Genomic DNA, 26,493 nt, shown 5'->3' on the forward strand with positions numbered 1-26,493 from the left:
CCATCGACGGCTCGACACGGGCCTCATCTGTGCGTGACGGGCTCGCGCGACTCCAGCAGACGGGCGCAGCCGTCCCAGGTGTCCAGGGAGGGATAGTCGTTCTCCGTGAGTTCCCGGCCGCTGATTTCGGCCAGCGCCTCGACGAATTCGAGGAAATCGAGGGAGTCCATCTCGAACGCGTCCCGGAGATCCGCCTCGGGTGCCAGGCTCGTGAAGTCGGCGCCGGGGACGACGCGCTGGGCGGCCTCCTGCACGAACATACGTGCTTGATCGTGATTCATAGCTCCTCCGGTCGTTGCAGGAGGCGGTCGAGGCAGTTGAGGAAGCGCGCTCCGGTGGCACCGTCGGCCGCCCGGTGGTCCAGGGACAGCGTCGCCGCCAGCGTCGGCCGCACGCCGAGCAGACCGTTCACCGCCGCGGGGCGTTCGACGATGCGGCCGAGCCCGACCAGAGCGACCTGCGGCGGATAGATGACACCGAACACGCGCTCGACACCCTGATCGCCGAGGCTGGTGACCGTGATGCTGGGATCGGCCGTCTCCGAGGCCCGGAGCCGCCCCTTGCGCGCCCGGGACACGAGATCCTTCAACGCGGCCATGACGTCGGACAGGGACTGTTCCTCTGCTGCGGCCAGCGCGGGGGCGACCAGCCCACCCGTCCGGAGCGCGACCGCGACACCGAGTCGGACCCGGCCGGCGGGCACGAACGCGTCATCGACCCAGTGCCCGTTGAGCTCAGGGACCTCTCCGGCCGCACGAGCCACGGCCTTCAGCATGAGCGCAGCGGGTATCAGCCGCTCGGAAACCGGCAGCGCCGCGTTGCGGTCGCGCATCCAGTCCAGCGCGGCTCCCATGTCGATGGTCGTGGACAGGTAGAAGTGCGGGATCTCCCGCTTGGAACGGGTCATCAGGCGAGCCGTCGCCGCGCGGTCCGCTCCCTTCGGGACAGGTGATGGCGAAGGCGAGGACGGGCCCTGCGCCGCCGTGGGACGCGAGGTCTCCCGTGCGGGCGGTGCACCCCGCGCCCGGGCGGCCCGCCGCACGTCCTCAGCGCGGACTGTGCCGTTTCGCCCGCTTCCGGACACCTCCGCGAGGTCCACCCCGGACTCCGCCGCCAGCCTGCGGGCCAGGGGCGATGCCTTCTTCCGCCTGTCCGAGGGCACCGGCCCGACAGCGGTGTCCGCCGTCCGGGTGATGTCCGCGCGGGTGATCCGCCCGCCGGCACCCGAACCGTGAAGCCGGGTCAGGTCCACACGCTGTTCCTCGGCGAGGCGGCGGATCAGAGGGGTGACGGTCCCGCTCCCCGGGGCCGTGCTCTCCGGCCGAGCCGCGGAAGGCTGCTCACCGCGAGGGGCAGGCGGCTCGTTCCCGGGGCGCTCACCCGCCGGCTTCTCCTGATCACCGGTCCCGATCAGCGCCAGCGGGGTACCCACCGCCACCGTCGTGCCCTCCGGGACGAGCAGGGAGTCGATGCTTCCCGTATGGAAGCACTCCACCTCGATGGCTGACTTGGACGTCTCGACGACGGCCACGACATCGCCCCGGGAGACATGGTCCCCGGGGTGGACGAGCCACTCGGACAACATTCCCTCGTCCATGTCCGCCCCCAGGGACGGCATGGTGAATTCGGGCATCTCAGCTCACCACCCGGCGCGCCGCCTCCACGATCCCCGCCACCTGCGGCAGAGCGGCCTCCTCCAACTGCCGGGCGTAGGGAATCGGCACCTCCGCACTGCAGACCCGCTCGACGGGGGCATCCAGGTCGAAGAACGCCTGCTCCGTGATCCGGGCCGATATCTCGGCGGAAAGGCTTCCGCTCCGCCAGCCCTCGTCGACCACTACCGCACGGTGGGTTCGCCGGACCGAACCCACGACGGTGGCATCGTCGAGCGGCCGCAGGGAGCGCAGGTCGATCACCTCGGCGCTGACGCCGTCCCCGGCCAGTTCCTCCGCCGCGGTGAGTGCTTTGGAAAGGCAGCCGCCGTAGGCGATCACGGTGAGGTCCTCGCCCTCGCGAGGCACTGCGGCATGGTCCAGATCCACCGCCGGCACGGCGGGATCGAGATCCCCTCCGGTGTTGTACAGCGTGCAGTGCTCGAAGATGAGGACGGGGTCGGGGTCTGCCAGCGCGGGAGCGAGCAGCAGACGCGCATCCTGCGGCGTCGCCGGTGCGAGGACCCGGATGCCGGGGATGTGCGCGTACCAGCCCTCCAGACTGTGCGAGTGCTGGGCGGCGAGCTGACGTCCGGCGCCCGTGGTCATCCGGATCACGAGCGGGACACCGATCTGGCCGCCCGACATGTGGCGCAGCGTGGCGGCGTTGTTGAGGATCTGGTCGAGCGCCAGCAGACTGAAGTTGACGGTCATGATCTCGACGATCGGCCGCATCCCGGCCAGTGCGGCGCCGATTCCCGCGCCGACGAAGGCGGACTCGGACAACGGGGTGTCGCGGACACGGTCCGGCCCGAACTCCTCGATCAGTCCGAGGCTGACGCCGAAGCAGCCTCCGTAGCGCCCCACGTCCTCACCCATCAGGAAGACCCGGTCGTCCGCGGTGAGGGCCTCCCGCAGTGCTTCCCGCAGGGCCTCCCGGTAGGTGGTGGCCCCGCTTCCTCCGCCGTCGTGGGCGCCGCCCGCCTTCATGGCTCCTCCTCGCTCCGGCCCGTCACATGACGCAGGAGGCTGTCCACAGGCTCCTCGGGCGCCTGCTCGGCGGCTTCGACCGCGGCCTCGATCTCCTCGGTGACCTCGCGCTCCACCTTCTTCAGCTTGTTCGGGGTGAGACGCCCCGCGTCGATCAGCGTCTCGCTCAGAGCGGTGACGGGATCGTGTCGCTTCCACTCCTCGATCTCGTCCTTCGAGCGGTACCGGTCCGGGTCGTACATCGAGTGCGCCCGGAAGCGGTAGGTGCGTGCCTCCAGGAAGTGCGGACCGTTGCCCGCACGTATCGAGGTCACCGCACGGTGCGCGGCCCTCTCGACCGCGTGCACGTCCATGCCGTCGACGGCCCATGCCGCCATCCCGTAGGACGCCGCACGCATCGCGAGGTCCGTCTGGGCATGCTCCCGGGCGAGTGCCGTCCCCATGGCGTACAGGTTGTTCTCGCAGACGAACAACACCGGCAGCTCCCAGAGTGCCGCGAGGTTGGCCGTCTCGTGGAACTCACCCTCGGCGAAGGCACCGTCCCCGAAGAAGCAGCAGGTGACCTCGTCCGTACCGCGCATCCGGTCGGCCAGCGCCAGACCGGCGGCCAACGGCAGCCCGCCGCCGACGATCGCATTGCCCCCGTAGAAACGTTTCCCGGGATCGAAGAGGTGCATGGAGCCCCCACGCCCCTTGCTGCACCCCGTCACCCGCCCGTACATCTCCGCCATCACGGCCTCGGGACGCACTCCCCGGGCCAGTGCGTGCCCGTGTTCCCGGTAGGTGGACACAACGGCGTCCTGCTCGGTGAGGCTCTGTTGGACACCGACCGCCACGGCCTCCTCCCCTATGTAGAGATGGACGAAGCCCCGGATGGCAGCCGCACTGTAGAGCTCGACACAGCGTTCCTCGAAGCGGCGTATAAGCAGCATGTCCCGGAGCAACTGCCGGTCGTGGACCGTGGTGGCGTCGGCCGATCCCGCCTGACGGCGGTGCTGACGCGCGGGGGCGGAAACGCCGGGTGCGCCGTTCATCGCTGTTCCTCGCTCCCTCCGGACGTGCCGCGCGCGTGGCCGGTGGTCTCCAGAGATGACACGTCTCCCTCGGGCAGACCGAGTTCACGGGCCCGCAGCAGCCGGCGCATCACCTTGCCGCTGCGCGTCCTGGGCAGATCGGACTCGAAGTCGATCTCCCTCGGAGCGACAGCCGGCCCGAGACGCTTCCGGGCGAACGCGAGCAGTTCCCGGCGCAGTTCGTCCCCCGCCGTGTAGTCGGTCCGCAACGCGACGAAGGCCTTGACGATCGCGCCGGCCACGGCGTCGGGCCGTCCTATGACCCCGGCCTCGGCCACAGCCGGATGTTCCATCAGCGCGCTCTCCACCTCGAACGGACCGATCAGGTGCCCGGCGGACTTGATGACGTCGTCGGAGCGGCCCACGAACCAGTACCAGCCGTCCGCGTCACGGGTGACCAGATCGCCCGTCAGATACCACCCGTCGGCGAAGCACGCCTCGTAGCGGTGCTGTTCGTGCAGATACCCGCAGAACATCGAAGGCCAGCCCACGCGCAGGGCGAGTTCGCCCCGTACGCCCGGAGCGTCGACGACCCGGACATGCCCGTTCGTCACGGCGGCCCGGTCGTCGTCGCCGCACCGCAGTACGGCGGCTTCCACCCCGGGGACGGGCCGTCCCATCGATCCCGGCCGCACCGGGTCGGCAGCGAACCCGGCGATCATGATCGCGCCCGTCTCCGTCTGCCACCACGTGTCGTGGACAGGCAGTCCGAGTGCCTCCTGACCCCAGCGGACAGCCTCCGGGGCGAGCGGTTCCCCCACACTCGCCACAAAGCGCAGGGCTGAGAGGTCGTACTGCTCGCGCGGCGTACCGGAACCCGCACGGGGCGTGAGACGCATCAGCATCCGCAAGGCCGTCGGCGCCGTGTACCACACGGTCACCCTCTCCTCGGCGAGGATCGTGTACCAGCGGCCCGGATCGAAGTCACCCGCATCCACCACGGTCGTGACCCCGAGGGTGAGCGGGCCGATGATGCCGTACGACATGCCCGTCACCCAGCCCGGATCGGCCGTGCACCAGAACACGTCGCCCTCCCGCAGGTCGAGCGCATACGCCGCGGTGACCTCGTGGGCGAGAACAGCCCCGTGCTTGTGCATCGCGCCCTTGGGGGACCCGGTGGTCCCACTGGTGAAGTGCAGCAGAGCCAGATCCTCCGGATCCGTCGCCGTGACGGTGAAGTCGGGGGACGAGGCCGCCATGAGCTCCGGCAGGGACAAGGTGCCGTCAGGAAGGGGGCCGTCCCCGGGGTCGACGAGCAGGACATGCCGCAGACGGGGGACACGGGCGCGGATCGAGGCCACTTTCCGGTCGTAGAGGGCTCGGGTGGTGACGAGGACCCGCGCTCCCCCCAGGTCCATCCGCAGCCGCACGGGTTCTGGACCGAAGGCCGTGAACAGCGGGCACAGGACCCGGCCCGCGCGCAGGGTGCCCAATACGGTGGCGTACAGCTCGGTGCCGCGGCCGAGGAGGGTGAACACCGTCTCGCCGCGCGCCACCCCGAGGGTCCCGAGGGCGTTCGCGAAGCGTGAGCTGCGGTCGGCCAACTGCGCGAAGGTGAGACTCGTGGCCGTCCCCTCCCGTGACACACAGCGCAGCGCCACGTGCTCTCCGGTGCCTTCGAGCAGATGCCGGTCGACCGCCTCGTAGCCCATGTTCACTCCACCGCCGGGCAGGCCCGCGAGCCGGGCGCGGGCGCGCCGCCAGTCGAAGCCGGCGCGGACGCTGCCGTAGTCGCGCATGACCGGAGAGGCCGACGGGACCGTCATCGCGGTGGCTCCACGTCGAGGCCGAGGTTGTCGTAGGTGTATTCGACCGACTCATGGAGCGCGACCACTCCGTCGACGGACCTGCAGAGTCGTTCGAGGACCGGGATGCTGCCGCGTTCGTCGACCTTGCCCGTGAGTGTGACCACGCCGTCACGGACACTCACGCGGATGTCGTCGGGGGCGAGGCGCATCGTGGCACTCAGCACATCGTGTTCGATCTCCTCGCGGATCGCGGAGTCGCGCCGGAGGAAGGGCCGCAGGAGGTCACTGCGGCTCACGATCCCGACGAGCCGCCCGGTCTCGTCCGCCACGGGAAGCCGTTTCACGCCCTTGCCGTGCATCGTGCGGGCGGTCTCCACGAGATTCCAGGTGGGCTGCGCGGTCAGTGCGGGCGTGGTCATCAGCTCGGCCGCTGTCTCCGCTCCGGGCCGCCCACGGCCCTCGGGGAGCGGACGGGTGTTCGTCCCGCGTCCCTCCAGATCCGGCAGGTCGACGGTGCTCCGCAGGAGATCGGCCTCCGAGACCACTCCGAGCACACGACGGGAGGCGTCGACGACCGGAACCGCGGAGATGTCGTGATCACGGAAGAGCCGTGCCACCTCCTTGAACGAGGCAGTGGGACCCACGGTGACGACGTCGTGGGTCATGACTTCGAAGACAGTGCGGTGCTGCATGGTGATCCTTCCACCCTGCAATCGGGCACTACCCATCGTGCGGCATCGACGGGGCCTGCCGGGAGTGCCGAACGGGCCCCTTCCCGGGACCGTCAGCCCTACGAGGGCTCACGGGCGGAGGTGGACGGTGGGAAGGAGGGCGTGATGCGTCCGGGGAGAGGAGACGGCCATGCCGCAGTCCGGAGCACGATCACAGCGAGACGGCACAGAGACCGGAGCCGGCCTGTGGGCCCGGGTGGGGGACCGGCTGATCGTCGGTGGGGCCGCGGTCGGGGACGAAGGACGGGACGGGGAGATCGTCGGCGTGCGCCACACGGACGGCAGCCCCCCGTACGAGGTGCGCTGGTCGGACACGGGGCGAGTGACGCTGATCTTCCCCGGGCCCGATGCCCACGTCCAGCACTTCAGCGGGCACACGTGAGGCGGGTCCGCTCACGCGGGCACGGGTCCGGCCGCGGGGCCGGGCGGGGACCGCGGCGCTCGGCGACGCCCTCCGAGTCCAGTCGCAGGGCACCGGACCTCCGCCCGGCTGCGGACCTGTCCCGACGCCCGGGACAGGGCTTCCGGTACCGCCTCACGACACCCTGCTAGGTCGCTGCCTGCGCGCTGTCGCGGAAGCCGCCCCAACCGTGCCAGCGGTCGATCTCGATCCAGGCGTTCACCCGGCCGCGGTCACGGGCCGCGTAAGGCTGGCCGAGGTACTGCCGGGACAGGCGGTCGATGCCGGCCAGACCCTCGTCGGCGCTCATCTCGACGACCCGCCCGATCAGGGTCACATGGGTGTACCAGTCCGAGTCGTCGAGCACCGTCAGGGTGACGCGGGCATCCCTGCGGACGTGGTCGAGGCGCTTGCGGCCCTCGTCCATGTTGACCAGCACCCGGCCGTCGTCCCAGAGGTACCAGGTGGCCGTGGAGACGGGCTGCCCGTCCGAACGAAGGGTCGCGATCACAGCCGGGTTGGGCTTGCGCAGCATGGCGACCGCGGCGTCGGGAAGCGGCGGCTTCGACACGTTCTCTCCTCTGTCTCCTGCTGCCCTCCCTGTGGCGCTGAACCACACCGGGTGGTTCGGAGGGTGCGCCTCCACGCTGCCACACCTCACGGGCGGCGTGACGTACCGCCTCGCGCCGCGCCCCGAGATGAGCCCGAGGCGAGGGGCCGCGGTTGCCCCACGGCCGCGGTTCCGCGACCCTCAGAAGCCCCGCACCGGCGGTCACTTCGCGTTCCGGACGGTCACCGGGCACTTCAGGACCGGCGACTTCACGGTCCGGCGCCCGCCCACGCGCGGCGGTGACGGACCGGCCCGCCGTTCCCCCGCGGCGACTGTCAGTGGCGGCTGTGATGCTGGGCGGCATGGACGAACTGATGAGGCGCCGCGTCTACGGCGCCGACCACGACGACCCCGACCCGGGACCCCGGCCCGGGCGCGCCTACGTGGAGCTGGTGGGCGGCCCGCTGGACGGGCTGCTCCTCGACGTGACCGGCTGGCCCCGGGACCGCCTCGCCGCAGGGGCCGCGCTCGGCACCGAACTGGGGCGGTTCGGCGCGGGAGGTCGCGCCGTCTACGGGCCGGTGGCGGCCGACCCGCAGCGCTGGGCGTGGGAGGCGGACAGCCCTTGAGCCGTCCGCCTCGACGGGGCCACGTCAGTTGGCGCAGCGGGTGTCCCGCGCGGGGCGGTGCCCGGTGGTGAGGAAGCGGGTGACGGCGCGGTCGCCGCACTCGTTGCCGTTCCCCAGATACATCCCGTGTCCGCCCTGGCCGACGGTGACCATCCTGGCGCGGTCACCGAGCGCCGCACGCATCCTCAGCGCACCGGCGTAGGGCGTCGCGGGATCGCGGGATCGCGCAGACTCTGCAGCATCAGGATGTTCGACGGGCCCTCGTCGGTGATCCGGACGGGTTCCTCCACCGGGGCGCCCTTCCAGAAGGCGCACGGGGTGATGTTGACGGGCATCCCGGCCGTCAGCGGATACCGAACCCGGTCGGCGGCGACCCGCTCCGCGTATCCGGAGTCAGGACCGGGCCAGCGCACGTCGTTGCAGATCGTCGAGACCAGGAGCGAGGCGTCCTCGTCCGGGATGACCTGGGTGAGATCCGGCGGCAGGGACGGCACGCCCTGCGGGTCCCCGGCCTCCCGGACCAGACGGGCCATCGCGGGGAACGCCCGGTCGCTGTAGAGGGCGTTCTGGAGGGCCTGCCTCAGCCCGTCGGTTGCCAGGCGAGCCGTGGGACGGGCGTGCTCTCCGTGCCGGCCGCGTGGGCGGCTGGCGGGGCGGCGGTCACCGTGGCGGCCACGGCGGTGGTACAGAGCGTCAGAAACAGTGTGCTGCGCGTCCAGTTCGTCATGGGGCAAGCGTGGTGGAGCCGGGTCCGGCTGCCCATGCGGCAGGCACGTGTCCCGGGAGTGGGGCCGGCCCGTGGGCCGTCCTCCGGCGGGCCCCCGGGGCCCGGCGGAGTCGCAGGGCGTCGGAGCCGGCGGGCGGGTCAGGGGCCGGGTGGCTCACACGTCCCTGCGCATGAGGACGCACATCGTCTCGTGACGGTGGACCGCCCCGTCAGGCCCTTCGGCGTCCCAGGCGTCCGGTGCTCGACCGTACGCGACGTAGCCCAGGCGCTCGTAGAGGGCGCGGGCCCGGGGGTTGTCCTCCTCCACGGAGAGTTCCGCCCTGCGCAGGCCACGGTCCCTGACCCTCTGTTCGGCCGCCCCTGTCGGCAGCGTCCCCAGACCGTGGCCCTGCGGCGCGGGGAGCACGGCGAGCTGCCACAGGGTTCCGGCCCCGTCGGCAACCTGGTAGTCGACGCCGCCGATGGCCACCGGCAGGTCCGCGGCGGTGCACACGGCCAGGTAGTCCACCTCTCCGGCAGCGGCGCGCACCAACTCCCCCTCCACATGGCGCAGGTGGGTGGCTGAGCCCGACCATGTGCATGCGGGCAGGTCCCGTGCCGGCAGACCTCGGACGTGGAGAGGGACGGAAAGGGTGGTGCGGGCGGATTCGCGTGGGGATTCACAGCGGTGAGCATGCCGACCGACGCGCATGCGCGGCAACACCTCTCTGGGCTCATCGGATGGCCTGTACGGCGGCCCGCACGGCGCCCGGACGGTTCACCAGGTCGGAGCTGGCCCGAACGCGCGCTTCGCCGCCGGGCCGTTCGTGCTGACGCGTGCCGAATGACGTGCTGCCGTCCAGGTCTGATGCGAGTGTCCGGGGGCACATGCGTTCCAACGGCGAAAGGAGCCACATCATGTTGGGTATTGCTGCGGCGGTTCTGTTCTTCATCGCTTTCCTGATCAACGCCGCGGAGATGGCGACGAACGACATCTTCTCCTCGACGAACGTCATGCTGATCGGCCTGATCCTGCTGGCGCTGCATGTCGCGGGTATCGGAAACGGGCGTCGGATCGGGCGACGGTGACCTCCGTGTACCCGGCCGGAACGCTGCGGCGGCACCGTTCCGGCCGGGTACGCGAAGAGGCATGAGCCACCTGGGTCGCCGAGGACGAACCGCTCCCGGCCGGCGAACCGGCCCGCTGCCGGAGCGACGAACCGGCGTGGGCCCGTCGTCGGTCCGGCCGGTGTCGCGGTGTCCTGCCTGATCGCTGCACCCGTGGACGGGAACCTCCGCGTCGGCCAGGTGTCCCATGGCCTGGGGCCGCGGTTCCGTGCGCACGGACGATGTGTCCCCCGACGCCGATGATTTCTCGGAGGGGACTCGGTCTTCACCTCTGTCGTCCTGCCGGGCTCGTTCTGCTCCCGCCCAGGGCGACGCGCACGCGACCATCCGTGACGGGAGACATGCTCTGATGACCGATTCGACACCGGTGGTGGACGCCGGCCGCGACGCGGGGGGAATCTGGCCCCTGATCCGCGCCGAGAGGGCGGCGCTGGCGGCCGACCTCTCCTGCTTGTCCGACGATCAGTGGGAGGCACCCTCACTGTGCAGTGAGCTGACGGTCCGTGAGGTGCTGGCGCATCTCACCGCGGGGGCGAGCCTCGACCCGGTGCGGTGGATGGCCGGTGTGATCCGATGCAGGTTCGACTTCGACCGACAGGTGGCCTTACGGCTGGCCGAGCAACTGGGCGACTCACCGGCCGGAACGCTCGAGCGGTTCCGGAGCGTCGTGCCGAGCACGACGAAGCCGCCCCTCCCGGTCGTGGCCATGCTCGGAGAGACGATCGTGCACTCGGAGGACATCCGGCGTCCTCTGGGGATCCGCCGGGACTATCCGATCGGCACGGTCACGCGGGTCGCCGACCACTACCGGGACTCGGACCTCGTGGTTCCCGCGAGGAAACGTATCCGTGGGCTGCGGCTCGCCGCGTCCGACGGCCCCTTCAGGGCCGGTGCCGGACCACTCGTCTCCGGCACCACCACAGCACTGGTCATGGCCATGACCGGTCGTGCCGCCTACCTCGGTGATCTGGAGGGCGACGGGGTCGGCATTCTCCGGGAACGCTGCGCAACCGCGTGAGGTGACGCGTCACAGCCTGCCGACGGCAATCGGAACGCGAGCGCCCCTTCACCCCGGTGACGGGGCGCAACCGTGCCGTCGATGCGCCGGATGGAGTGGAACACCGAGTAGAAGGGAGGCATGGGCGAGTACGAGATCACGACTGCCGGAAGCCGCGAGATGACGACGTTCCTGGAGTGGGCCGAAGACGAGCAGTGGAACCCCGGGAAGCTGGACCGGCTCCCCTTCCATGCCGCCGACCCGCACGGGTTCTTCCTGGGCAGGCTGGACAACGAACCGGTCACGTCCGTCTCAGCAGTGCGGTACGGGCGGGAGTTCGGATTCATCGGGTTCTACATCGCGAGGCCACCGGTCCGCGGCCGGGGCTACGCGATCCAGGCGTGGCGGGCGGCCATGCGGCACCTGGACGGTCGGAACGTGGGTCTCGACGGTGTGGTCGGCCAGCAGGACAACTACCGCAGGTCCGGTTTCCGTACCGCGTGGAACCACCTGCGGTACGCGGGAGTTCCGGGCGTCGGGAGGCCCAGCGGAGACATCTCGGTCGTCGACGCCGGGACCGTGCCGTTCGGCGTGCTGGCGTCCTACGACCGCCGCTTCTTCCCCGCCCCTCGTGACGCCTTCCTCTCCCTGTGGGTGGCGCTTCCCGGCCACACGGCCCTCGTGGCTGTTCAGGACGGCGAGTTGCGGGGCTTCGGGGTCGCGCGCCCCGCCGGTACCGGGGCGCGCGTCGGCCCGCTCCACGCCGCGTCCGACGACGTCGCTCTCGCCCTGCTGCACGGTCTGTCGGCGGCTCGGCCGGGGGAGCCGCTGGCCCTGGACGTACCGGATGTCAACGCAGCGGCGATCGTGCTGATGGAACGCCTGGGTCTCGAACCGACCTTCGAGTGCGCCCGGATGTACACCAGGGGCGTACCCGAGGTCGATCTGCCCGGTATCTACGCGGCCACCACCATCGAACTCGGATAGCGTCCCGCTGCCCGCCGGAACGGGAGCTCCGGCGGGTCCGCGTCCTACAAGTCGTCGCCGAACGCCCCCGCCAGCTCACGCCACTCCGCTCGGGGCAGCCCGCCGCCGCCCTCCTCGGCGGTGAGGATCTGCAGCGCCACGTGATCGGCCCCGGCATCGAGATACTCGCGCGTCCGGGCCCGCACGCGTGCGGTGTCACCCAGGGCGAAGAGAGCGTCGAGGAGACGTGTGCTGCCCCCGCCGTGGAAGTCGCTCTCGGCGAACCCCAGGCGCACCAGGTTGTCGGTGTAGTTGGGGAGTCCGAGATACATCGCCAGCATGTTCCGTGCGGTGGTGCGGGCCCGGTCGATGTCGTTGTCGAGGACCACCGACAGTTCCGGGGCGAGCAGTGCGTCGGGGCCGAGCGCCGTGCGTGCCTCCGCGGTGTGCTCGGCGGTGACGAGATAGGGGTGGGCGCCCTGGGCACGGTCGGTGGCGAGCTTCAGCATCCTCGGACCGAGCGCGGCGAGGACCCGGTGCCCGGAGTCCACCGGTGGCGTCGCCGCGTCGAGCGCGTCGAGATAGGCGACCATCGCGCTGTAGGGCTTCTCGTACCGGGGAACCATCGGGCCGTGGCTGACGCCCAGACCGAGCACGAACCGCCCCCGGGCGCTCCCGTCGATCGCGGCGACGTGTTTCGCCACCGCCTCGGCGGAGTGGTCCCAGATGCTCAGGATGCCGGTCGCCACGGTGACCGTGCGGGTGGCGGCCACCACGGCTGCCGCGTCCCCGACCGAGGGGCTCCCACCGATCCAGAGGGTGCCGTACTTCAGTTCCTCGAGCTCGGCGACGGCTTCCGCGATCGCACCCCTGCCCGCGTCGTCCGTTCGTGACCCGTGCAGGGCGCTGCTCCAGATGCCGACCTGTCCGAATGTCCCACGCTTCTCAGAAGTCATGGTGAGGTCAACCGCGTCCCGATCGGGCTATTCCCGGCCGGACGCTGATTCATCCGATCGGAGCCAATGGTGGGACGGGACAGCCGCAATCCCCCACGAGGCACCGTTTCGCGGACGTTCACGAGGTGCTTACCGTGGGTCTCCGTGCGAGCAGGATCCCCGGGATCGGCTTCGCGGTGTCCTGTCCGACGTAACAGACGAGGCACACATGTCCCTGAGGCACACCATCGCCGGCCTGGTCCTTCTCCCCGCGCTCGCCGTCCCGTCAGCCGCGCACGCGGCCGCACTCCACGGGCACGAACCGGCCCACCGGGCTGTGTTCGACCTCCAGGCCCACCGTGGAGGCCTCGGGCTGACCACTGAGTCGTCCCTGGAAGGCTTCGGCAAGGCGATACGCCTGGGTGTCAGCACCCTGGAACTGGACACCCAGATCACCGAGGACCGGAGGGTGGTGGTGACCCATGACCGGCAGGTCGATGCCCGGAAGTGCAGGGACACCGGCCCGCTGACCTCGGGCGACCCGATGTACCCGTACGTCGGCAAGTACATCAAGGACCTGACGCTCGCGCAGATCAAGCCCATGGACTGCGGATATCAGCAGCTGCCCGGATTCCCGGAACAGGAGCGGGTCGCCGGCTTTCGCCTGGTCGAGCTCAGGGACGTCCTCGGCCTGGTGAGGAGGTACGGGGCGAAGAGGGTCAAGCTGAACATCGAGACGAAGGTGGAGGCCGGAGCTCCCGAACAGACGGCGCCGCGCGGGCTGTTCGTCCGCCGTGTGTTCGAGGAGATCCACCGCTCCGGCATCGAGGACCAGGTGTCCGTCCAGTCCTTCGACTGGGGGTCGCTGAGGGAGATGCACGAACTCGCACCGCACTACCCTCTGGTCGCGCTGACGAACTACGACTTCCTCCAGGTGGGGAAGCCCGGAGCTTCCCCCTGGCTCGGCGGGATCGACGCCGACGACCACGACGGGGACTTCGTGCGGGCCGCGGCCGCCGTCCCCGGCGTGACCGCACTGTCCCCGAACTACGGCTTCCCGCAGAACGGCAAGGTCACCGACCCCGGCTTCCGTTTCTACCCCGACAGGAAGATGCTGCGCGATGCGCACCGGCGCGGACTGGAAGTCATCCCCTGGACCTGTGACGACCCCGCCACCGTCGAGGCACTCCTGGACATGGGGATCGACGGGATCATCACCGACCACCCGGACCGCGTGCGGGACATCATGGCCGCGCGCGGCATGCCCCTGCCGACGGCCTATCCGGCGCCACGGCACTGACGTGCCGCACAGCCTCCCTGACCATGCGGTCCAGGAGACGGTCCCCGCCCCGGCCCCGCTTCGCGGGCCACCGGGGCCGTACGAACTGCACGTCCGGTCGCCGTGCCCGCTGCTCGCGCACCGGGCCGCGACAGCCCCCGGCTACTTGGCAGATGCCCCTGCAGCCTCGAGCTCCGAGGCCGGGACGGGGCTGTAGTAGACGGAGCGTCCTTGCTTCGAGCGCTCCAGCAGCCCGTGCGCGACACCCTGCTCGAGAGTGTTCCGCACGACGGTGACCTGGGGCGTGCGCTGGGGGTGAGCCTCTGTCAGGGCGGCAGCCACCTCTGCGGCGGACTTCGGTTCCCTCTGGTCCGCGAGGTATCCGGTGACCAGTTCGCGCCACGTCGGCTCGCCGGCCCCCTTGAGCGAGGCCGCCTTGGACGCGGCGGTCTTGCCGGCGGGCGCCTGCCGTCCGGCGCGCGCGCGGGACTTCGGCGCGTCACCCGTCTTCCGGGTCGCCGTCCCGCTCTTGGCCCGGCGCGCGGCGGGTACGGACGCCGCCGCCTTTCGGTCCTTGCTCCTGCCCGGTGCGGGCTTCTCGGCGGCCCCCAGCACCTCTTGCATCTTGACCAGGATCTGCTCGCCCTCCTCCAGTTGGACAAGCTCTTCCTGGAGGCGGGTCAGCTCGGCACGCGCCCGGTCCTGCTCGCTCCGGTTCGCCGCGAGATCATCCGTGATCCGCTGTGCGTAGTCTGCGCTGATGCCGGATGTGGGAGTGTTTTCGGACATGCAATCCTCGTCCTTCGGTCGCTGTGTCTCAAACAGGTAGGGCGGTCGATGCTACCGACACAGACGTAGGCGGCGTCGCGGTAGATGCGAATTGGCCATGTTTCGGGTCTTCGGGCCGCTGTCGTCCGGTCATCCCTCCACCGCGCCAATGCCGTCGATGGTGAGTGAATCGGACACGGTGTCAGTGGATCACGCCCGGCGCGGGGACTGCGTAGGAGTGAGTCGGGCGCACAAGTCCCACACATCCCGTCGTTGCTCTCTGGTGGGGGCCGGTTTCGCCATGTAGCGTCACTGCCAGAAGTCGTGGTTCGCCGTACCAGCCCGCGCCTCGGTGCGGGCGTTTCGCTGTGTCGGTGCGGCCACGGCGCCCCCGGGACCGCGTGGTGCGGATCCGGATGTCAACGGGAAGGCACGAGCATGGCCAGCGGAACCGTCAAGTGGTTCAACGCCGAAAAGGGTTTCGGCTTCATCCAGCAGGACGGCGGCGGGCCGGACGTCTTCGCGCACTACTCCGCCATCAACGCCACCGGCTTCCGTGAGCTCCAGGAAGGCCAGGCCGTCACCTTCGACGTCACCCAGGGCCAGAAGGGCCCGCAGGCGGAGAACATCACGACCGCCTGACGGTGTAGGTCGAGATCACCCAGGCCCCGGGGAGCACGATCCCGGGGCCTGGTGGCCGTCATGGGCCGGTGCGCACGCGACGGCCGCGGTGCGAACAGACGCGCTGCCCCGCGCGTCAGGACCGGACGCACATCGCCCCCGGTCCCGTTCGCGGACGTCTTCGCCACTGCTCAGGAGGGTGCTCCCGGCTCAGGAGGGTGCTCCAGGCTCGGGCCGGGTAGGTGCTCCGTGCGCAGGCCCGGAAAAGGTCTGCCGGACCAACTGCCAATGCCGGTCCCGCACCGGATTCGCGGCCGCCCGACTCATCGAGGAGCCAGCACGTGGAGTCAGACGAGGGTGTGGACAACGGCGACCACCAGGCGCAGGTGATCGTGGTGGGCGCGGGACCCGCGGGTTCCGCCGCGGCGCTGCACCTGGCGAGGGCCGGAGTGGACGTGCTGCTGCTCGAGAAGGGCACCTTCCCCCGGGACAAGGTGTGCGGCGACGGTCTCACCCCGCGAGGCGTGCAGCAGTTGGTGCGCATGGGAGTCGACATCGACGCTCCGGGATGGATGCGCACCAAGGGAATGCGGTGGGTGTGCGGAGGCCGTCAGGTGCACATCGACTGGCCGCGGTCGGGCAGCCACCCCGACTTCGGGCTCACCCGGTCCCGGCACGACTTCGACGACATCCTGGCCCGCCACGCCGTGGCCGCCGGCGCGAGGTTGTGTCTGGAGACCAAGGCGACGGGCCCCCTGACCGACCGGGCCGGCCGCATCGTCGGTGTCAGCGCCGTCGCGGGTGCCGACAAGCAGCCGAGGAGCTACCGCGCGCCCCTGGTGATCGCCGCCGACGGAGCCTCCGCCCGTACGGCCCTGGCCATGGGGCTGGAGCGTGACCCCGGCAAGCCGATGGCCACGGCCGCTCGACGCTACTACCGCAGCGAGGTCCGTACGCACGACCCCTACCTGGAGCTCTGGGCCGATCTGCGCTGCTCCCGCACCGGACGTGATCTGCCGGGATACGGATGGATCTTCCCGCTCGGGGACGGCCGTGTGAACGTCGGCCTGGGCGCCCTGCCGCACCGCGGCCACGGGGCGGTCGACCTGCGGGCCACCATGGAACGCTGGCTGGCCCGGGTGCCCGCGCACTGGGGACTGCGGGAACAGAACGCCGACTCGCCGTTGCGCAGTGCCGCGCTGCCCATGGGCTTCAACCGGCGCCCCCAGTACGGTCGCGGTCTTCTCCTCGTCGGCGACAGCGGGGGCATGGTCAGTCCGTGGAGCGGCGAGGGGATCGTCCAGGCCATGGAGGCCGGTGAAGTCGCCGCCGAGACCGTGGCCCTCGCTCTGCACCGCCCGGAAGGCCCCGGTCGTGAGCAGGCTCTGCGCCAGTACGCCAGCGAGGTGAACCGTCGCTGGGGCCGTTACTACCGCCTCGGCAACACCGTCGCCGATCTGGTGCTCGCCCGCTACGGCTACCGGCCGCTCCTCAACCGGCGTGTCATGCGCTCACCGGCGCTGGTGCACTCCCTCGCGCGGATCCTGACGCACGGAAGCGACGCTCCCACGGACGACCTGATCGACACGGTCGTCCGCGGTGTCGTGCGGATGGTCCCCTCGTCGGGCCGACGCGTACGAGGCCTGGAGGCGCCCCGGCGGTGAACCGCGGTGCCCGGCCGGACACCCGGCACCCGACGTCCTCGTCGTGGGCCGTCACTCCCCGGGGCGGCCGGGCCACCTGTCAACCACGGCGCGGGAGTTCGGCGTGCCGGACCTCGCCGGAGGCCAGGACGAGTGCCACACCCAGGCAGGCGAAGGCGCCGCAGCCGACGAACACCGGGGCGCTGCCCCAGGCCCCGATGGCGGCGCCGACCAGCGGGTAGCTGAGAGGAGCGAGACCGACCATGGTGAGCATGGCCACGGAGGTGACCCGGCCGAGGTAGGCGGGATCGGTCGCGGTCTGGACGAGCGCGTTGTTCAGACCGCCGAAGGTGCCCGCGCACACACCGGTGACCACGGCCATGACCACCGCGATCCACAGGGCCGGCACCAGCGCGACGGAGATGGCTCCGGCGGAGCAGACGAGCAGCGTGCCGGCGAGCACGAGTCCGGCTCGAGGCAGCCGGCCGACGACGGTGAGCAGTGCGGCGCTCGCAGCCGCCCCCGCACCGAAGCCGCTCACGATCCATCCGTAGCCGGAAGGCCCCCAGCCGCGCTCCGCGTTGAGGAGGACCATGCCGACGTTGAGGGTGCCTATGAGCCCGAGCTCGCAGAAGGCGCCGACCACGACGAGCGGACCGACGGAGACGGTGGCGTCGGATGTAGTGCAGCCCGTCCAGCAGGTCCTGGCGTGCGCTGCCGTGTGCCGGCCGCTGCACGTCGTCCTTCTCGAGGGGGCGTATTCGCATCGTCGACAGGAACGGCAGGGACAGTGCGAAGAGCAGGCCGGCGACGGTGAACGTGGCTGCCGTGCCTCCCAGACCCATGGCCAGACCGCCTACGGGCGGGCCCGCGATCTGGCTGAGCCGCATCGACAGGGAACGCATGCCGGTGACGCGGGCCAGCTGGTCAGGGCTGGTGATCCTCGGCGGGAGGGCCCCGATCGCGGGTACGAACAGTGCGTCCACGGCGCCGAAGACGAGCGCCACCACGACCAGCAGCCACAGGGCCGGCGCGGTCAGAGCGATTCCGGCGGCCACCGAGAGGATGAGCAGGCAGCGCACGGCGTCGCTGCCGAGAATCACCCGGCGGAGGTCGAACCGGTCCGCCACCACACCCCCGAGGAGCATCAGTAACGCGCGTGGCAGAGCTCCCGCGGCCATGACGAGTCCGACTTCGGCGGGTCCGGCTGCCTTCTGCGCCGACCAGCCGAGGGCGACGAAGTACACGCTGTCGCCGACGAGCGAGGCCGTGTGCGCGGTCAGCCACCGCAGGACGTTGCCGTCACGGTGGGCCGGCCGGGTGGGGTATCCGGGCAGGGCGGGGCCGGTGGTCGTCATGCGGGACTCCTGCGAGTGGGCGACGGGGGGGATCAGGGCCGGAACGGGAAGCCGTTGAGGTGCACGGACACGTGCTCACGGTTCTCGGTGGCCCCGGTCTTCCTGGCTTCCTCGCCGCGATCGCGCCAGCGCCGGGCCACCGCTGAGAACTCCTCGCTCATCTCGGCGAGTTCGGCGGGAGTCAGGTCGAGAAGCCACTCGGAGCTGAACGCGGCGTCGGTCCACTCCTTGCCCCATGCGGCCGACTGGTCCAGATAGGCGCGGTACTGCGAGACGCGTGCCTCGAAGATGCCCCGGGTCAGCGCACCGGCGACGGCCGCGCCCTCGGGTGTGTCAGCGAAGTCCGAGGTGCGGAAGCCCCAGCCGTCCTCGGTCGTCACCTGCCACCACCGCTCCCGGCCGTCGGCGCTCCGTCCGGTCGCCTCGGTCACGAAGCCGTGCTCGGCCAGCTTGCGCAGGTGGTAGCTGACCAGGGACGGTGCCTCGTCGACCTGCTCGGCCAGCTGGGACGCGGTCGCCGTGCCCGCGGCGAACAGCAGCCGGTAGAGCTGCATCCGCAGGGGGTTGGTGAACGCCTTCAACCGGCGCAGGTCGGTGACGTGTTCGGGCTCGCGTTTCTCAGGCATGCGCCCACGGTAGACAGGAAAAAATAGTTGCGCAATAAGTATTTCGTATTTTCGGTCGGGTAGGTCGGGTGGGGATGTCTGCGCGGCCGCACAGCGGGACACGGCCGCGGGGCCGTCCGTCGCCATGCCTGTCCGCAGTTCGCCGGCCGCCCGCCGTCGGCGTGGTATCGATGGTCGTGGCCACGTCCGTCCTGACTCCGCGCGGTGAGCAAAGACGTCGTGCGCGCCCCGGCTCGTCCCGCCTGATCGAGAAAGCCGAAAGAACTTCGGTCCCTGATGTCGAGAACCGGTAGCCGGCTCCGTCCCCGCAGTGAACGCGACCACGACGGGCCGCACAGCACGGAGGAGAAACCCGATGGCCAAGTACCTGATGCTCAAGCACTACCGAGGCGCACCGGCTTCGGTCAACGATGTGCCGATGGACCGGTGGACGCCCGAGGAGATCTCGGCGCACATGAAGTACATGGCGGACTTCGCGACCCGTCTCGAGGGCACCGGCGAGTACGTCGACGGTCAGGCGCTGTCACCGGAGGGGACCTTCGTCCGGTACGACGGCGAGGGGCGTCCGCCCGTCACCGACGGGCCGTTCGCCGAGACCAAGGACCTCATCGCCGGCTGGATGGTGATCGACGTCGACAGCTACGAGCGTGCCGTCGAACTGGCCGGGGAACTGTCCGCCGCCCCCGGTGCGGGCGGGAAGCCGATCCACGAGTGGCTGGAGTTGCGGCCGTTCCTGGGCACCCCGCCCACCATCACGGAGTGAGCTCCGGCGTGAACGAGGCCAAGCTCAGGAGCCTCACGCCGAGCGTGCTCGGCATTCTCGTCTGCCGCGGAGCCGACTTCGCGGCGGCCGAGGACGCCCTCCAGGACGCACTGGTCGAAGCGGTCCGCGTCTGGCCCGCTGATCCGCCACGGGACCCCAAGGGCTGGCTGGTGACCGTGGCCTGGCGCAGGTTCCTCGACGCGGCCCGGGCGGACGCCGCCCGGCGCCGGCGCGAAGACCTCGTCGACGAGGAGCCGGCACCCGGGCCGGCGCCCGCGACCGACGACACGCTCCGTCTCTACTTCCTGTGCGCGCATCCGTCGCTGACGCCGTCGTCCGCGGTCGCCCTCACCCTGCGTGCCGTCGGCGGGCTGACCACACGTCAGATCGCCCAGGCCTACCTCGTGCCCGAGGCGACCATGGCGCAGCGCATCAGCCGGGCGAAACGAACGGTGTCCGGCGTGCGGTTCGACCGGCACGGCGACGTCGCCACCGTGCTGCGCGTCCTCTACCTGGTCTTCAACGAGGGCTACTCGGGGGATGTCGACCTCGCGGCCGAGGCCATCCGGCTCACCCGGCAGCTCGCGGCGTCGATCGACCACCCCGAGGTGTCCGGCCTGCTCGCGCTGATGCTCCTCCACCACGCGCGGCGGAACGCCCGGACCACGCCCGACGGGAGCCTGGTGCCGCTCGCCGAGCAGGACCGCGGCCGCTGGGACACCCAGGCGATCACCGAGGGCGTCCACATCCTCCAGGCCGCCCTCAGCCGCGACGGACTGGGGGAGTTCCAGGCCCAGGCCGCCGTCGCGGCCCTCCACGCCGACGCGGCCACGGCGGAGGAGACGGACTGGGTGCAGATCGTGGAGTGGTACGACGAGCTCACGCGGCTGACCGGCAGCCCGGTCGTCAGGCTCAACCGGGCCGTGGCCGTCGGCGAGGCCGACGGACCGCGGGCGGGCCTGGCGGCGCTCGCGGTGCTGGACGACTCACTGCCCCGGCACGCCGCGGTGGCGGCGTACCTCCATGAGCGCGACGGTGACCTGGCGCTCGCGGCGAAGCTGTACGCCGAGGCGGCACGCAAAGCGGGCGACCTCGCAGAACGTGACCACCTGACGCGTCAGGCCGCCCGGCTCAACTCCCGTCGGCGCGACTGACGGACGCGCCGCACACAGGCGGTCCCCGGCGGTGGGCCCACGGCCGGCCCCACGCCGGGGACCGTCCGTCGGGCCGGGCGGCGAGGCGCGCGACCAGGCACACCGCGCCCCTGTTGTGCGGACACCGCTCCCATGCCCCGGCTTTTCCGTCGCCGATGCCACGTGGGCGGAGCGGCGGCGGGTGTCCTGTGCCCTCCGGCCGGCCCGGCCGGGCCGCGCACGGCATCCCTTAGGATTGGGGGATTCGCGAACGGCTCGGCTACGGGGACCATGGTGCGTACATGACGGCGGCAACCCGATCGGAGACTCCCGGCGCGGCGAACCGCGACACCCGTCACGGTCCCCTGATCACGACCCTTTTCGGACTGTACGCGCGGGGCGAGGCCAACTGGCTCTCGGTGGCGTCCCTGGTGCGGATCATGTCCGACCTCGGTGTGGACGCACCCGCCGTGCGGTCCTCGGTCTCACGCATGAAGCGCCGGGGCATCCTGGACAGCGTGCGTCACGGGGGCAAGGCGGGGTACTCCCTCGCCGAGTCCACACTCGGCACCCTCGCCGAAGGCGACGTACGGATCTTCCGGCGAGCCCGGGCCACGGTGGAGGACGGGTGGCTCCTCGTCGTGTTCTCCGTTCCCGAGACGGAGCGGGAGAAGAGGCACGAGCTCCGCACATGCCTCACCCGGCTGGGCTTCGGCACCGCCGCTCCCGGTGCCTGGATCGCCCCGGGAAGCCTGGCGGCGGAGACACGGCGCACGCTGGAACGCCGTGAACTCACAGGCTACGTCGACATCTTCGGTGCCGAGCACCTCGCGTTCGGCGACCTGCGGTCCAAGGTCAGAACCTGGTGGGACCTGAACGAACTCACCGAGATGTACGCGGACTTCCTGCGCCGCCACAGTTCGCTCGCCGACTCCGCCTCCTGGGCCCGTGCCACTCCGGGAGAAGCCTTCCGGGCCTACGTGCCGATGCTCACCGAGTGGCGCCGACTGCCCTATCGCGACCCCGGCATTCCCCTCGCGCTGCTCCCGGACGACTGGAACGGGAGCACCGCGGGTGCGCTCTTCGACGAACTGGACGACATCCTGAGGGAGCGGGCGAGGGAACACGCCCTCGCGGTCATCCACGGCGCCGCCCGGTGAGCGGCCCACGGGGCACCTCCAGATTCCCGTGAGTGCCCGGCGCGCTGCGGTCTTCCGGCCGCCCCTCCCTCCCGGGCCACGGCGAAGTGGCACACGGCCCGGGCGCCGGACCGGCTACTGCGACGCGATCTGGATCAAGTTGCCACAGGTGTCGTCGAAGACGGCGGTCGTCACGGGCCCCATGGCCAGGGGTTCCTGGATGAAACGGACACCGAGGCCACTGAGGCGCTCGTGCTCCGCCTTGACGTCGTCGACGGCGAACTGGGCGAGCGGGATGCCGTCCTCGACGAGCGCGTTTCGGTAGGCCGTGGCGGCAGGGTGTCCGGCGGGCTCCAGGAGGAGTTCGGTGCCGTCCGGCTCTTCGGGGGACACGACGGTCAGCCACCGGTCCTTATCGCCCACCGGCACGTCGTGCTTCTTCTCGAAGCCGAGGACCTCGGTGTAGAACTGCAGGGCCTTCGCCTGGTCGTCGACGAAGACGCTGGTCAGATGGATCTTCATGGGGTGCTCTTCTCCGGTCCGGGTGCGTCGGGCACGAGCCATCGGTCGATGATCTGCCGCAGTGGGGCTGTGTTCAGGTCGTGGAACTTGTAGCGGCCCTCCCGCCTGGTCTCGACGAGACCGGCCGCCTCGAGCACGGCGAGGTGCTGTGAGATCGCCTGGCGTGAGATGCCGAGCTGATGCTTCATGCTCAGGCGCGAGCAGATCTCGAACAGTGTCTGTCCGGGTCTCTCCAGGAGCTCGTCGAGGATGATGCGGCGAGTGGGGTCGGCCAGGGCTCTGAAGACTTCGTCGGCCACAGCGACAGGATAGGCAAGTGTGCGCTTGCCTACCAAGTCCACGCGCTCCGTGTCACGCGCCCGCACCCGTCCGAGTCCCGTGGAAAATGCCGTGGAGTCGTGGTGCCCTGCTGGTTAGGGTCGCGGGATGAGTACTCGTACCTTCCGAATCACGGTCCGTGGTGTGTTCGACGGGCTAGGCGCCGATCAGCGTGCGGAGCTCCTCGCCCGTGCCGCCGAGCACGATGTCCTGCTCGCGGCGTTCACCCCTGAGGGGCACCTCAGCTACGACGTGGCCGCACGCTCTGCCTTCACCTTCCGTTTCTCCGACTCCGGGGAAGCGGAGGAGGACGTCGTGGAGGCGGCCGAACGCGCTGAAGCTGCGGCGAGGGCATGGCTGGAAGAGCGAGGTTACGGCTACAAGAACCTCAGGAGCAGTGCGGAGGACCTCTCCCAGGCGCCCCTCGGCAAACGGCAGAAGCGCGAGGCTGCCCGGCGGAACGTCTGAGGAGTGAACGGGCCGGCCGGTCCGGCCGGTGCCGCCCGGGCGGGCGGTGCCCTTCGCCCCCGGCTCTGGTTCCACGGGAAGCCCGGGTCACCTTTTCACGGATCTCCGTGCCGCTCACCGCAGTCCGGTCTGCGGGTTGCAGATCTGGCACGCCTCGATGTCCGGCTCGGCGAGCGCGATCACCGCTTCGTCGCGGCTGATGAACCCGGAGTCGTTCCTGTACAGCGTGCAGTTCCCACGGTGCAGCAGGGCGCTCGTACTCGAACGCTGTGGCTGGATCTTCCAGGACTGCTCGGCCCGCGCCTGCTCACGCAGGCGTCTCTCCCGTTGCTCCTGCGCCTCGAGTTCTCGGATCCGGTGGTCGGCATTCCGGAGCTGCCAGGCGAGGTAGTCGCGTGTCGCCCGCCACTTCTCGAGCCGGGATATCCCACCGGTCACGGCCGCGGCACCCCGTCCACTGTCTTGTGGGCGTGCTTGAGGGCCATGCGGACCTCGACGGCGTCACTCTTGTCCACCGTCGCCCAGTACGGGTGGGTGAACACCGTGACGCTGAGGTCGATCAGCTGTTTCCGGAGCCGGGCCACCTCGTCGTGCTGCTCGGCGGTGTAGCCGGGACTGTCCGTCTTCTCGGACCTGTAGCCGCTGTGCAGGTGTTTCTCGGCCCGCCACCCGGTCATCGGCTCGGCGGACCAGGGGAGGCTCCCGGCGCAGCGATCCAGAGCCGTGCGGGTTCGGTGAAGGGCGAGCTGGGCGTCGCGCAGGTCTTGGGGGAAGTCGTACATCGGCACTCTTGGATAGTACGTCTGTTCGATTTGGTTGTGCGAGTTACACGCCGAGCGATGGATTCAGGCCTGGCCGAATTCATTCGATCGGCGGGCACCAGGCAGCTCGCGCGGGAGTCTTCATCGCCCCGCCCGGCGCCCTGGCCGACCCGCTGGAGGTCACCCGGCTCACGGGGCTGGAGTTGCTGCAGCCCTGCCCGCGGGAACGGCGGCTCCTCCTTGACGCGCGAGGCGTTCCACGCACCCTGTCGGCCGCCTCCCTAGCGGTACGGGGCATGGGGTCCCCAGGACCGACCGACGAGCCGTGGCCGAGGCGCACGAGGCGCAGGCGCAGATCCATCTCGGCGGCCTTGCCGGCGGAGGTCAGCACGCTGCCGTCGTCCACGTAGCGGGCGGCCGGGTCCACCGTCACGTGGGGATGGCGCCCGGCCCGCTCCTGCGTGTGCGCCCAGTGCGTGGTCCCTCGTCTGCCGTCCGGCAGACCGGCAGCGGCGAGCACGACGGCGCCGGTGCGGAGGGACACCATGCGAGCACCAGCGCGGCCCACCACGGCTCGATCACGGGGTCGGCGCGCCGGAGCCGGCCGGACCATGAGCGGGCTCACCGATTCGTCGAACGCCCCAGCCGTGCAGGGGTGTTGCCCGTTCGTTCCGCGGCCCCTCCTGATGCCGCCGTCGTGCGCCCCGATGACGACGAACGCAGGGCCACGGCCGGGCCCAGCACCTGGCGGCCGGGCAGTGCAACTGAGTAGCGCGTACCGGCGAATACGTCCCGCACGCGTGAGCCGCAGTGGCATGATCCCGCCATGAGCCTCACCGTGCGACAGCTCGCCCTGGCCACCCTGGACCGTCAGCTCCTGCTCGAACGCCGTCGCGTCGACGTTGCGGACGCGGTGCGCCGTGTCTGCGCTCTGCAGGCGCAGACACCGGCGTCGCCGTACCTGGCGCTGTGGAACCGGGTGCGGGACTTCACGCCCGAGGAGCTCGACGCGGCTTTCGCCGACGGCCGGATCGTCAAGGCGACCCTGATGCGGATCACACTGCACGCCGTGCACGCCGAGGACTACGCGCACCACCACGCCGCCATGCTGAGCACTCTGCGGGCGTCGCGCCTGTACGACCGCCGCTTCACCTCGACGGGGCTGACTCCTGCCGACGCGGACGCCTTGTTGCCTGAACTCGCCGGTTTCCTGGCGCGACCCCGGACCGGTGCCGAGGTGGAGAGCGAGGTCACGGGCCGGTTCGGTGAGCACGCGCACCGCGTGTGGTGGGCGCTGCGCACGTACGCACCGGTCCGCCACGCTCCCGCCGGTGGCCCGTGGTCCTTCACACCGCCGAACACGTACCTGGACTCCTCGGCAGAGCCGGGGGCCCCGTCGCGGGACGCGGACACGGGGACCCAGCGGCTCCTGCTCGCCTACCTGCGGGCGTTCGGGCCTGCGTCCGCGCAGGACTTCGCCCGGTTCACCCTGCTGACGCGCCCCGTGATCACCCGGGCGCTGCACGGTCTCGGGGACCAGGTGGTGCGCGTGGCGGGCCCGGGCCGCGCCGCACTGTTCGACCTGGAGGGCGCCACCGTCCCTCCCGAGGACGTCCCGGCGCCGCCGAGGCTGTTGCCGATGTGGGACAGCACGCTGCTGGCCCACGCGGTACCCGGCCGGGTCCTGCCGGAGGAGTACCGGCCGTTCGTCGTCCGGCGCAACGGTGACATGCTGCCCTGCCTGCTCGTCGACGGGCGGGTCGCCGGAGTGTGGCGCGCCACGGACGGCGGGCTGGAGCTCACCGCTTTCCACAAGCTCGGCAAGGTCGCGTGGCAGGGGCTGACCGAAGAGGCGGAGAAACTGTCGGCGCTGCTCGCCGGCCGGGAGCCGGTGGTCTACCGGCGCTACGGACACTGGTGGGACAAGGGCCTTTCCGGTGCCGAGAGGACGAGAGTCAGGGCTTGACGGCGTCGCACGGCTCTCTCCGCTCGGCGGGATGCGGCTCGGCGTGGGTGGCCCGGACCGGAAGCTGACGTGAGCGCCCCGGCCCGACAGGGGTGCGGCGGCCGGCCGTGGTCAGCCCGAGGCCTCGACGTGCGACGCCAGGTTGGCCAGCGAGGACGCGATGCCTGCCTCGTGGTCCGCCTGACCGATGCCGGGTGGCACGTCCACCGCGGTGACGGTCACCTCGGTCCCGCCATCGGTGCCTGCGAGGTGCCAGGTCATGGTCATCGTGCCCGCGTACGCCGGGTCGTCGGCCTCGAAGACCGCCCGTTGGACCACACGCTCCGAAGGCACCAGGCAGGCGAAACCGATGTCGACGACATCCGTCGCGCCTGAGGTCTTGCCGGGACCGCCGGTGGGGTCCAGGTAGGTGAGGACCATCCGGAACCCGCCGCCGGGCCGGGGATCCCAGTGCTCGACCCGCCCGCTCATGCCGTCCGGAGGCAGCCAGGCCTCCAACGAGTCCCGGTCGAGGAGGGCGTCGTAGACGGTCGCCGGTGATGCCGCGATGACCCGGCTGGCGCGGTCGGTTCTGCCCATGGCCCGATCCTAGGGCCGAGAGCGGTCGGAGCCGAGCCGTCGTG

29 protein-coding genes and 4 pseudogenes are annotated in these 26,493 nt (G+C 70.9%); 13 read left to right on the forward strand and 20 right to left on the reverse strand.

From position 1 onward, the window contains the following. Nucleotides 1-23: 23 nt before the first annotated feature. The 6 genes from LWJ43_RS31555 to LWJ43_RS31580 are packed head-to-tail and all read right to left on the reverse strand — an operon-like array spanning nt 24 to nt 6,155. On the reverse strand, nt 24-281 hold the full coding sequence (locus tag LWJ43_RS31555; protein WP_277335586.1) for an acyl carrier protein: 258 nt from the start codon (nt 279-281) through the stop codon (nt 24-26). Beyond that, nucleotides 278-1,633 (reverse strand): dihydrolipoamide acetyltransferase family protein, encoded by a 1,356-nt coding sequence (locus tag LWJ43_RS31560; protein ID WP_277335587.1) that lies wholly within the window; start codon nt 1,631-1,633, stop codon nt 278-280. Before LWJ43_RS31560 ends, LWJ43_RS31555 begins: the two co-directional genes overlap by 4 nt. A gap of 1 nt (nt 1,634) precedes the next feature. After that, nucleotides 1,635-2,642 (reverse strand): alpha-ketoacid dehydrogenase subunit beta, encoded by a 1,008-nt coding sequence (locus LWJ43_RS31565; protein ID WP_277335588.1) that lies wholly within the window; start codon nt 2,640-2,642, stop codon nt 1,635-1,637. Further along, nucleotides 2,639-3,676, reverse strand: coding sequence for a pyruvate dehydrogenase (acetyl-transferring) E1 component subunit alpha (gene pdhA, locus LWJ43_RS31570; RefSeq protein WP_462100926.1), 1,038 nt, complete (start codon nt 3,674-3,676; stop codon nt 2,639-2,641). The genes LWJ43_RS31565 and pdhA overlap by 4 nt, the downstream gene beginning before the upstream one ends. Beyond that, on the reverse strand, nt 3,673-5,481 hold the full coding sequence (gene acsA / locus LWJ43_RS31575) for an acetate--CoA ligase (protein WP_277335589.1): 1,809 nt from the start codon (nt 5,479-5,481) through the stop codon (nt 3,673-3,675). The genes pdhA and acsA overlap by 4 nt, the downstream gene beginning before the upstream one ends. Beyond that, the gene (locus LWJ43_RS31580; protein WP_277335590.1) at nt 5,478-6,155 is read right to left on the reverse strand and encodes a CBS domain-containing protein; all 678 of its coding nucleotides are present in this window, start codon (nt 6,153-6,155) and stop codon (nt 5,478-5,480) included. The genes acsA and LWJ43_RS31580 overlap by 4 nt, the downstream gene beginning before the upstream one ends. Nucleotides 6,156-6,378: 223 nt before the next feature. Between LWJ43_RS31580 and LWJ43_RS31585 the strand changes: the two are divergent. Beyond that, nucleotides 6,379-6,558 (forward strand): annotated as a pseudogene (locus LWJ43_RS31585) (DUF1918 domain-containing protein); the annotation flags it as partial. Nucleotides 6,559-6,742: 184 nt separating this feature from the next. On the opposite strand, the gene LWJ43_RS31590 reads toward LWJ43_RS31585, so the two are convergent. Next, complete coding sequence (locus LWJ43_RS31590; RefSeq protein ID WP_277335591.1) at nt 6,743-7,165, reverse strand: PPOX class F420-dependent oxidoreductase; 423 nt, start codon at nt 7,163-7,165, stop codon at nt 6,743-6,745. Nucleotides 7,166-7,506: 341 nt separating this feature from the next. Here LWJ43_RS31590 and LWJ43_RS31595 point away from each other — a divergent pair, with 341 nt between their 5' ends. Continuing rightward, on the forward strand, nt 7,507-7,773 hold the full coding sequence (locus LWJ43_RS31595) for a hypothetical protein (RefSeq protein WP_277335592.1): 267 nt from the start codon (nt 7,507-7,509) through the stop codon (nt 7,771-7,773). 24 nt (nt 7,774-7,797) lie between these two features. Here LWJ43_RS31595 and LWJ43_RS31600 read toward each other — a convergent pair. The 3 genes and pseudogenes from LWJ43_RS31600 to LWJ43_RS31610 form a co-directional block, all read right to left on the reverse strand. Next, nucleotides 7,798-8,363 (reverse strand): annotated as a pseudogene (locus tag LWJ43_RS31600) (alpha/beta hydrolase); the annotation flags it as partial. Beyond that, complete coding sequence (locus tag LWJ43_RS31605; protein WP_277336079.1) at nt 8,354-8,500, reverse strand: hypothetical protein; 147 nt, start codon at nt 8,498-8,500, stop codon at nt 8,354-8,356. The pseudogene LWJ43_RS31600 and the gene LWJ43_RS31605, both read right to left, overlap by 10 nt. A 154-nt stretch (nt 8,501-8,654) precedes the next feature. Beyond that, nucleotides 8,655-9,104, reverse strand: coding sequence for a GNAT family N-acetyltransferase (locus LWJ43_RS31610; protein ID WP_462100962.1), 450 nt, complete (start codon nt 9,102-9,104; stop codon nt 8,655-8,657). Nucleotides 9,105-9,397: 293 nt separating this feature from the next. Here LWJ43_RS31610 and LWJ43_RS31615 point away from each other — a divergent pair, with 293 nt between their 5' ends. From LWJ43_RS31615 to LWJ43_RS31625, 3 genes are all read left to right on the forward strand, one after another. Beyond that, on the forward strand, nt 9,398-9,568 hold the full coding sequence (locus LWJ43_RS31615) for a hypothetical protein (protein ID WP_277335594.1): 171 nt from the start codon (nt 9,398-9,400) through the stop codon (nt 9,566-9,568). Between the two features lie 388 nt (nt 9,569-9,956). Continuing rightward, nucleotides 9,957-10,625, forward strand: coding sequence for a maleylpyruvate isomerase family mycothiol-dependent enzyme (locus tag LWJ43_RS31620; RefSeq protein WP_277335595.1), 669 nt, complete (start codon nt 9,957-9,959; stop codon nt 10,623-10,625). A gap of 120 nt (nt 10,626-10,745) precedes the next feature. Further along, complete coding sequence (locus LWJ43_RS31625) at nt 10,746-11,591, forward strand: GNAT family N-acetyltransferase (RefSeq protein WP_277335596.1); 846 nt, start codon at nt 10,746-10,748, stop codon at nt 11,589-11,591. A 44-nt stretch (nt 11,592-11,635) separates the two neighbouring features. On the opposite strand, the gene LWJ43_RS31630 is transcribed toward LWJ43_RS31625, so the two are convergent. Beyond that, on the reverse strand, nt 11,636-12,526 hold the full coding sequence (locus tag LWJ43_RS31630; RefSeq protein WP_277335597.1) for a TIGR03620 family F420-dependent LLM class oxidoreductase: 891 nt from the start codon (nt 12,524-12,526) through the stop codon (nt 11,636-11,638). 208 nt (nt 12,527-12,734) lie between these two features. On the opposite strand from LWJ43_RS31630, the gene LWJ43_RS31635 reads away from it, so the two are divergent. Further along, complete coding sequence (locus tag LWJ43_RS31635; RefSeq protein ID WP_277335598.1) at nt 12,735-13,805, forward strand: glycerophosphodiester phosphodiesterase family protein; 1,071 nt, start codon at nt 12,735-12,737, stop codon at nt 13,803-13,805. A 141-nt stretch (nt 13,806-13,946) separates the two neighbouring features. Here LWJ43_RS31635 and LWJ43_RS31640 read toward each other — a convergent pair whose 3' ends face one another. Beyond that, on the reverse strand, nt 13,947-14,573 hold the full coding sequence (locus LWJ43_RS31640; RefSeq protein WP_277335599.1) for a hypothetical protein: 627 nt from the start codon (nt 14,571-14,573) through the stop codon (nt 13,947-13,949). Nucleotides 14,574-14,990: 417 nt separating this feature from the next. Between LWJ43_RS31640 and LWJ43_RS31645 the strand changes: the two genes are divergently transcribed. Then, a complete protein-coding gene (locus LWJ43_RS31645; RefSeq protein ID WP_014158060.1) occupies nt 14,991-15,194 on the forward strand; it encodes a cold-shock protein in 204 nt (67 codons plus the stop codon). 320 nt (nt 15,195-15,514) lie between these two features. Next, nucleotides 15,515-16,837, forward strand: a complete 1,323-nt coding sequence (locus LWJ43_RS31650; RefSeq protein WP_277335600.1) for a geranylgeranyl reductase family protein — start codon at nt 15,515-15,517, stop codon at nt 16,835-16,837. A gap of 79 nt (nt 16,838-16,916) precedes the next feature. On the opposite strand, the pseudogene LWJ43_RS31655 reads toward LWJ43_RS31650, so the two are convergent. Both LWJ43_RS31655 and LWJ43_RS31660 read right to left on the reverse strand, forming a co-directional pair. Continuing rightward, nucleotides 16,917-18,174 (reverse strand): annotated as a pseudogene (locus LWJ43_RS31655) (MFS transporter). Nucleotides 18,175-18,206: 32 nt separating this feature from the next. Further along, nucleotides 18,207-18,800 (reverse strand): ArsR/SmtB family transcription factor, encoded by a 594-nt coding sequence (locus LWJ43_RS31660; protein ID WP_277335601.1) that lies wholly within the window; start codon nt 18,798-18,800, stop codon nt 18,207-18,209. A 355-nt stretch (nt 18,801-19,155) separates the two neighbouring features. Between LWJ43_RS31660 and LWJ43_RS31665 the strand changes: the two genes are divergently transcribed. The 3 genes from LWJ43_RS31665 (at nt 19,156) to LWJ43_RS31675 (ending at nt 21,856) form a co-directional block, all read left to right on the forward strand. Beyond that, nucleotides 19,156-19,563, forward strand: coding sequence for a YciI family protein (locus LWJ43_RS31665; RefSeq protein ID WP_277335602.1), 408 nt, complete (start codon nt 19,156-19,158; stop codon nt 19,561-19,563). 8 nt (nt 19,564-19,571) lie between these two features. Further along, nucleotides 19,572-20,717: an RNA polymerase sigma factor gene (locus LWJ43_RS31670; protein ID WP_277336047.1), complete on the forward strand. Its 1,146-nt coding sequence runs from the start codon at nt 19,572-19,574 to the stop codon at nt 20,715-20,717. A 281-nt stretch (nt 20,718-20,998) separates the two neighbouring features. Continuing rightward, on the forward strand, nt 20,999-21,856 hold the full coding sequence (locus tag LWJ43_RS31675) for a PaaX family transcriptional regulator (RefSeq protein WP_277335603.1): 858 nt from the start codon (nt 20,999-21,001) through the stop codon (nt 21,854-21,856). A 114-nt stretch (nt 21,857-21,970) separates the two neighbouring features. On the opposite strand, the gene LWJ43_RS31680 is transcribed toward LWJ43_RS31675, so the two are convergent. Then, nucleotides 21,971-22,357 (reverse strand): VOC family protein, encoded by a 387-nt coding sequence (locus tag LWJ43_RS31680; RefSeq protein WP_277335604.1) that lies wholly within the window; start codon nt 22,355-22,357, stop codon nt 21,971-21,973. Beyond that, complete coding sequence (locus LWJ43_RS31685) at nt 22,354-22,656, reverse strand: ArsR/SmtB family transcription factor (protein WP_277335605.1); 303 nt, start codon at nt 22,654-22,656, stop codon at nt 22,354-22,356. Before LWJ43_RS31685 ends, LWJ43_RS31680 begins: the two co-directional genes overlap by 4 nt. Nucleotides 22,657-22,783: 127 nt before the next feature. Here LWJ43_RS31685 and LWJ43_RS31690 point away from each other — a divergent pair, with 127 nt between their 5' ends. Further along, the gene (locus LWJ43_RS31690; RefSeq protein WP_277335606.1) at nt 22,784-23,143 is read left to right on the forward strand and encodes a DUF6204 family protein; all 360 of its coding nucleotides are present in this window, start codon (nt 22,784-22,786) and stop codon (nt 23,141-23,143) included. 114 nt (nt 23,144-23,257) lie between these two features. Here LWJ43_RS31690 and LWJ43_RS31695 read toward each other — a convergent pair whose 3' ends face one another. From LWJ43_RS31695 to LWJ43_RS31705, 3 genes and pseudogenes are all read right to left on the reverse strand, one after another. Next, the gene (locus LWJ43_RS31695) at nt 23,258-23,581 is read right to left on the reverse strand and encodes a DUF6233 domain-containing protein (protein ID WP_277335607.1); all 324 of its coding nucleotides are present in this window, start codon (nt 23,579-23,581) and stop codon (nt 23,258-23,260) included. Beyond that, entirely contained in the window at nt 23,578-23,925 is a 348-nt protein-coding gene (locus LWJ43_RS31700) for a hypothetical protein (protein WP_277336048.1), read from the reverse strand. The genes LWJ43_RS31695 and LWJ43_RS31700 overlap by 4 nt, the downstream gene beginning before the upstream one ends. A gap of 292 nt (nt 23,926-24,217) precedes the next feature. Continuing rightward, nucleotides 24,218-24,463 (reverse strand): annotated as a pseudogene (locus LWJ43_RS31705) (DJ-1/PfpI family protein); the annotation flags it as partial. Between the two features lie 267 nt (nt 24,464-24,730). Between LWJ43_RS31705 and LWJ43_RS31710 the strand changes: the two are divergent. Continuing rightward, nucleotides 24,731-25,870 carry a winged helix DNA-binding domain-containing protein gene (locus tag LWJ43_RS31710; RefSeq protein ID WP_277335608.1) on the forward strand — a complete coding sequence of 380 codons (1,140 nt, stop codon included), beginning with the start codon at nt 24,731-24,733 and terminating at the stop codon, nt 25,868-25,870. Between the two features lie 111 nt (nt 25,871-25,981). Here the strand turns inward: LWJ43_RS31710 and LWJ43_RS31715 are convergent, their stop codons facing one another. Then, nucleotides 25,982-26,449 (reverse strand): SRPBCC family protein, encoded by a 468-nt coding sequence (locus LWJ43_RS31715; protein ID WP_277335609.1) that lies wholly within the window; start codon nt 26,447-26,449, stop codon nt 25,982-25,984. Between the last annotated feature and the right edge of the window lie 44 nt (nt 26,450-26,493).

The organism is Streptomyces sp. JH34, from assembly GCF_029428875.1.
Taxonomy (GTDB): Bacteria; Actinomycetota; Actinomycetes; order Streptomycetales; family Streptomycetaceae; genus Streptomyces.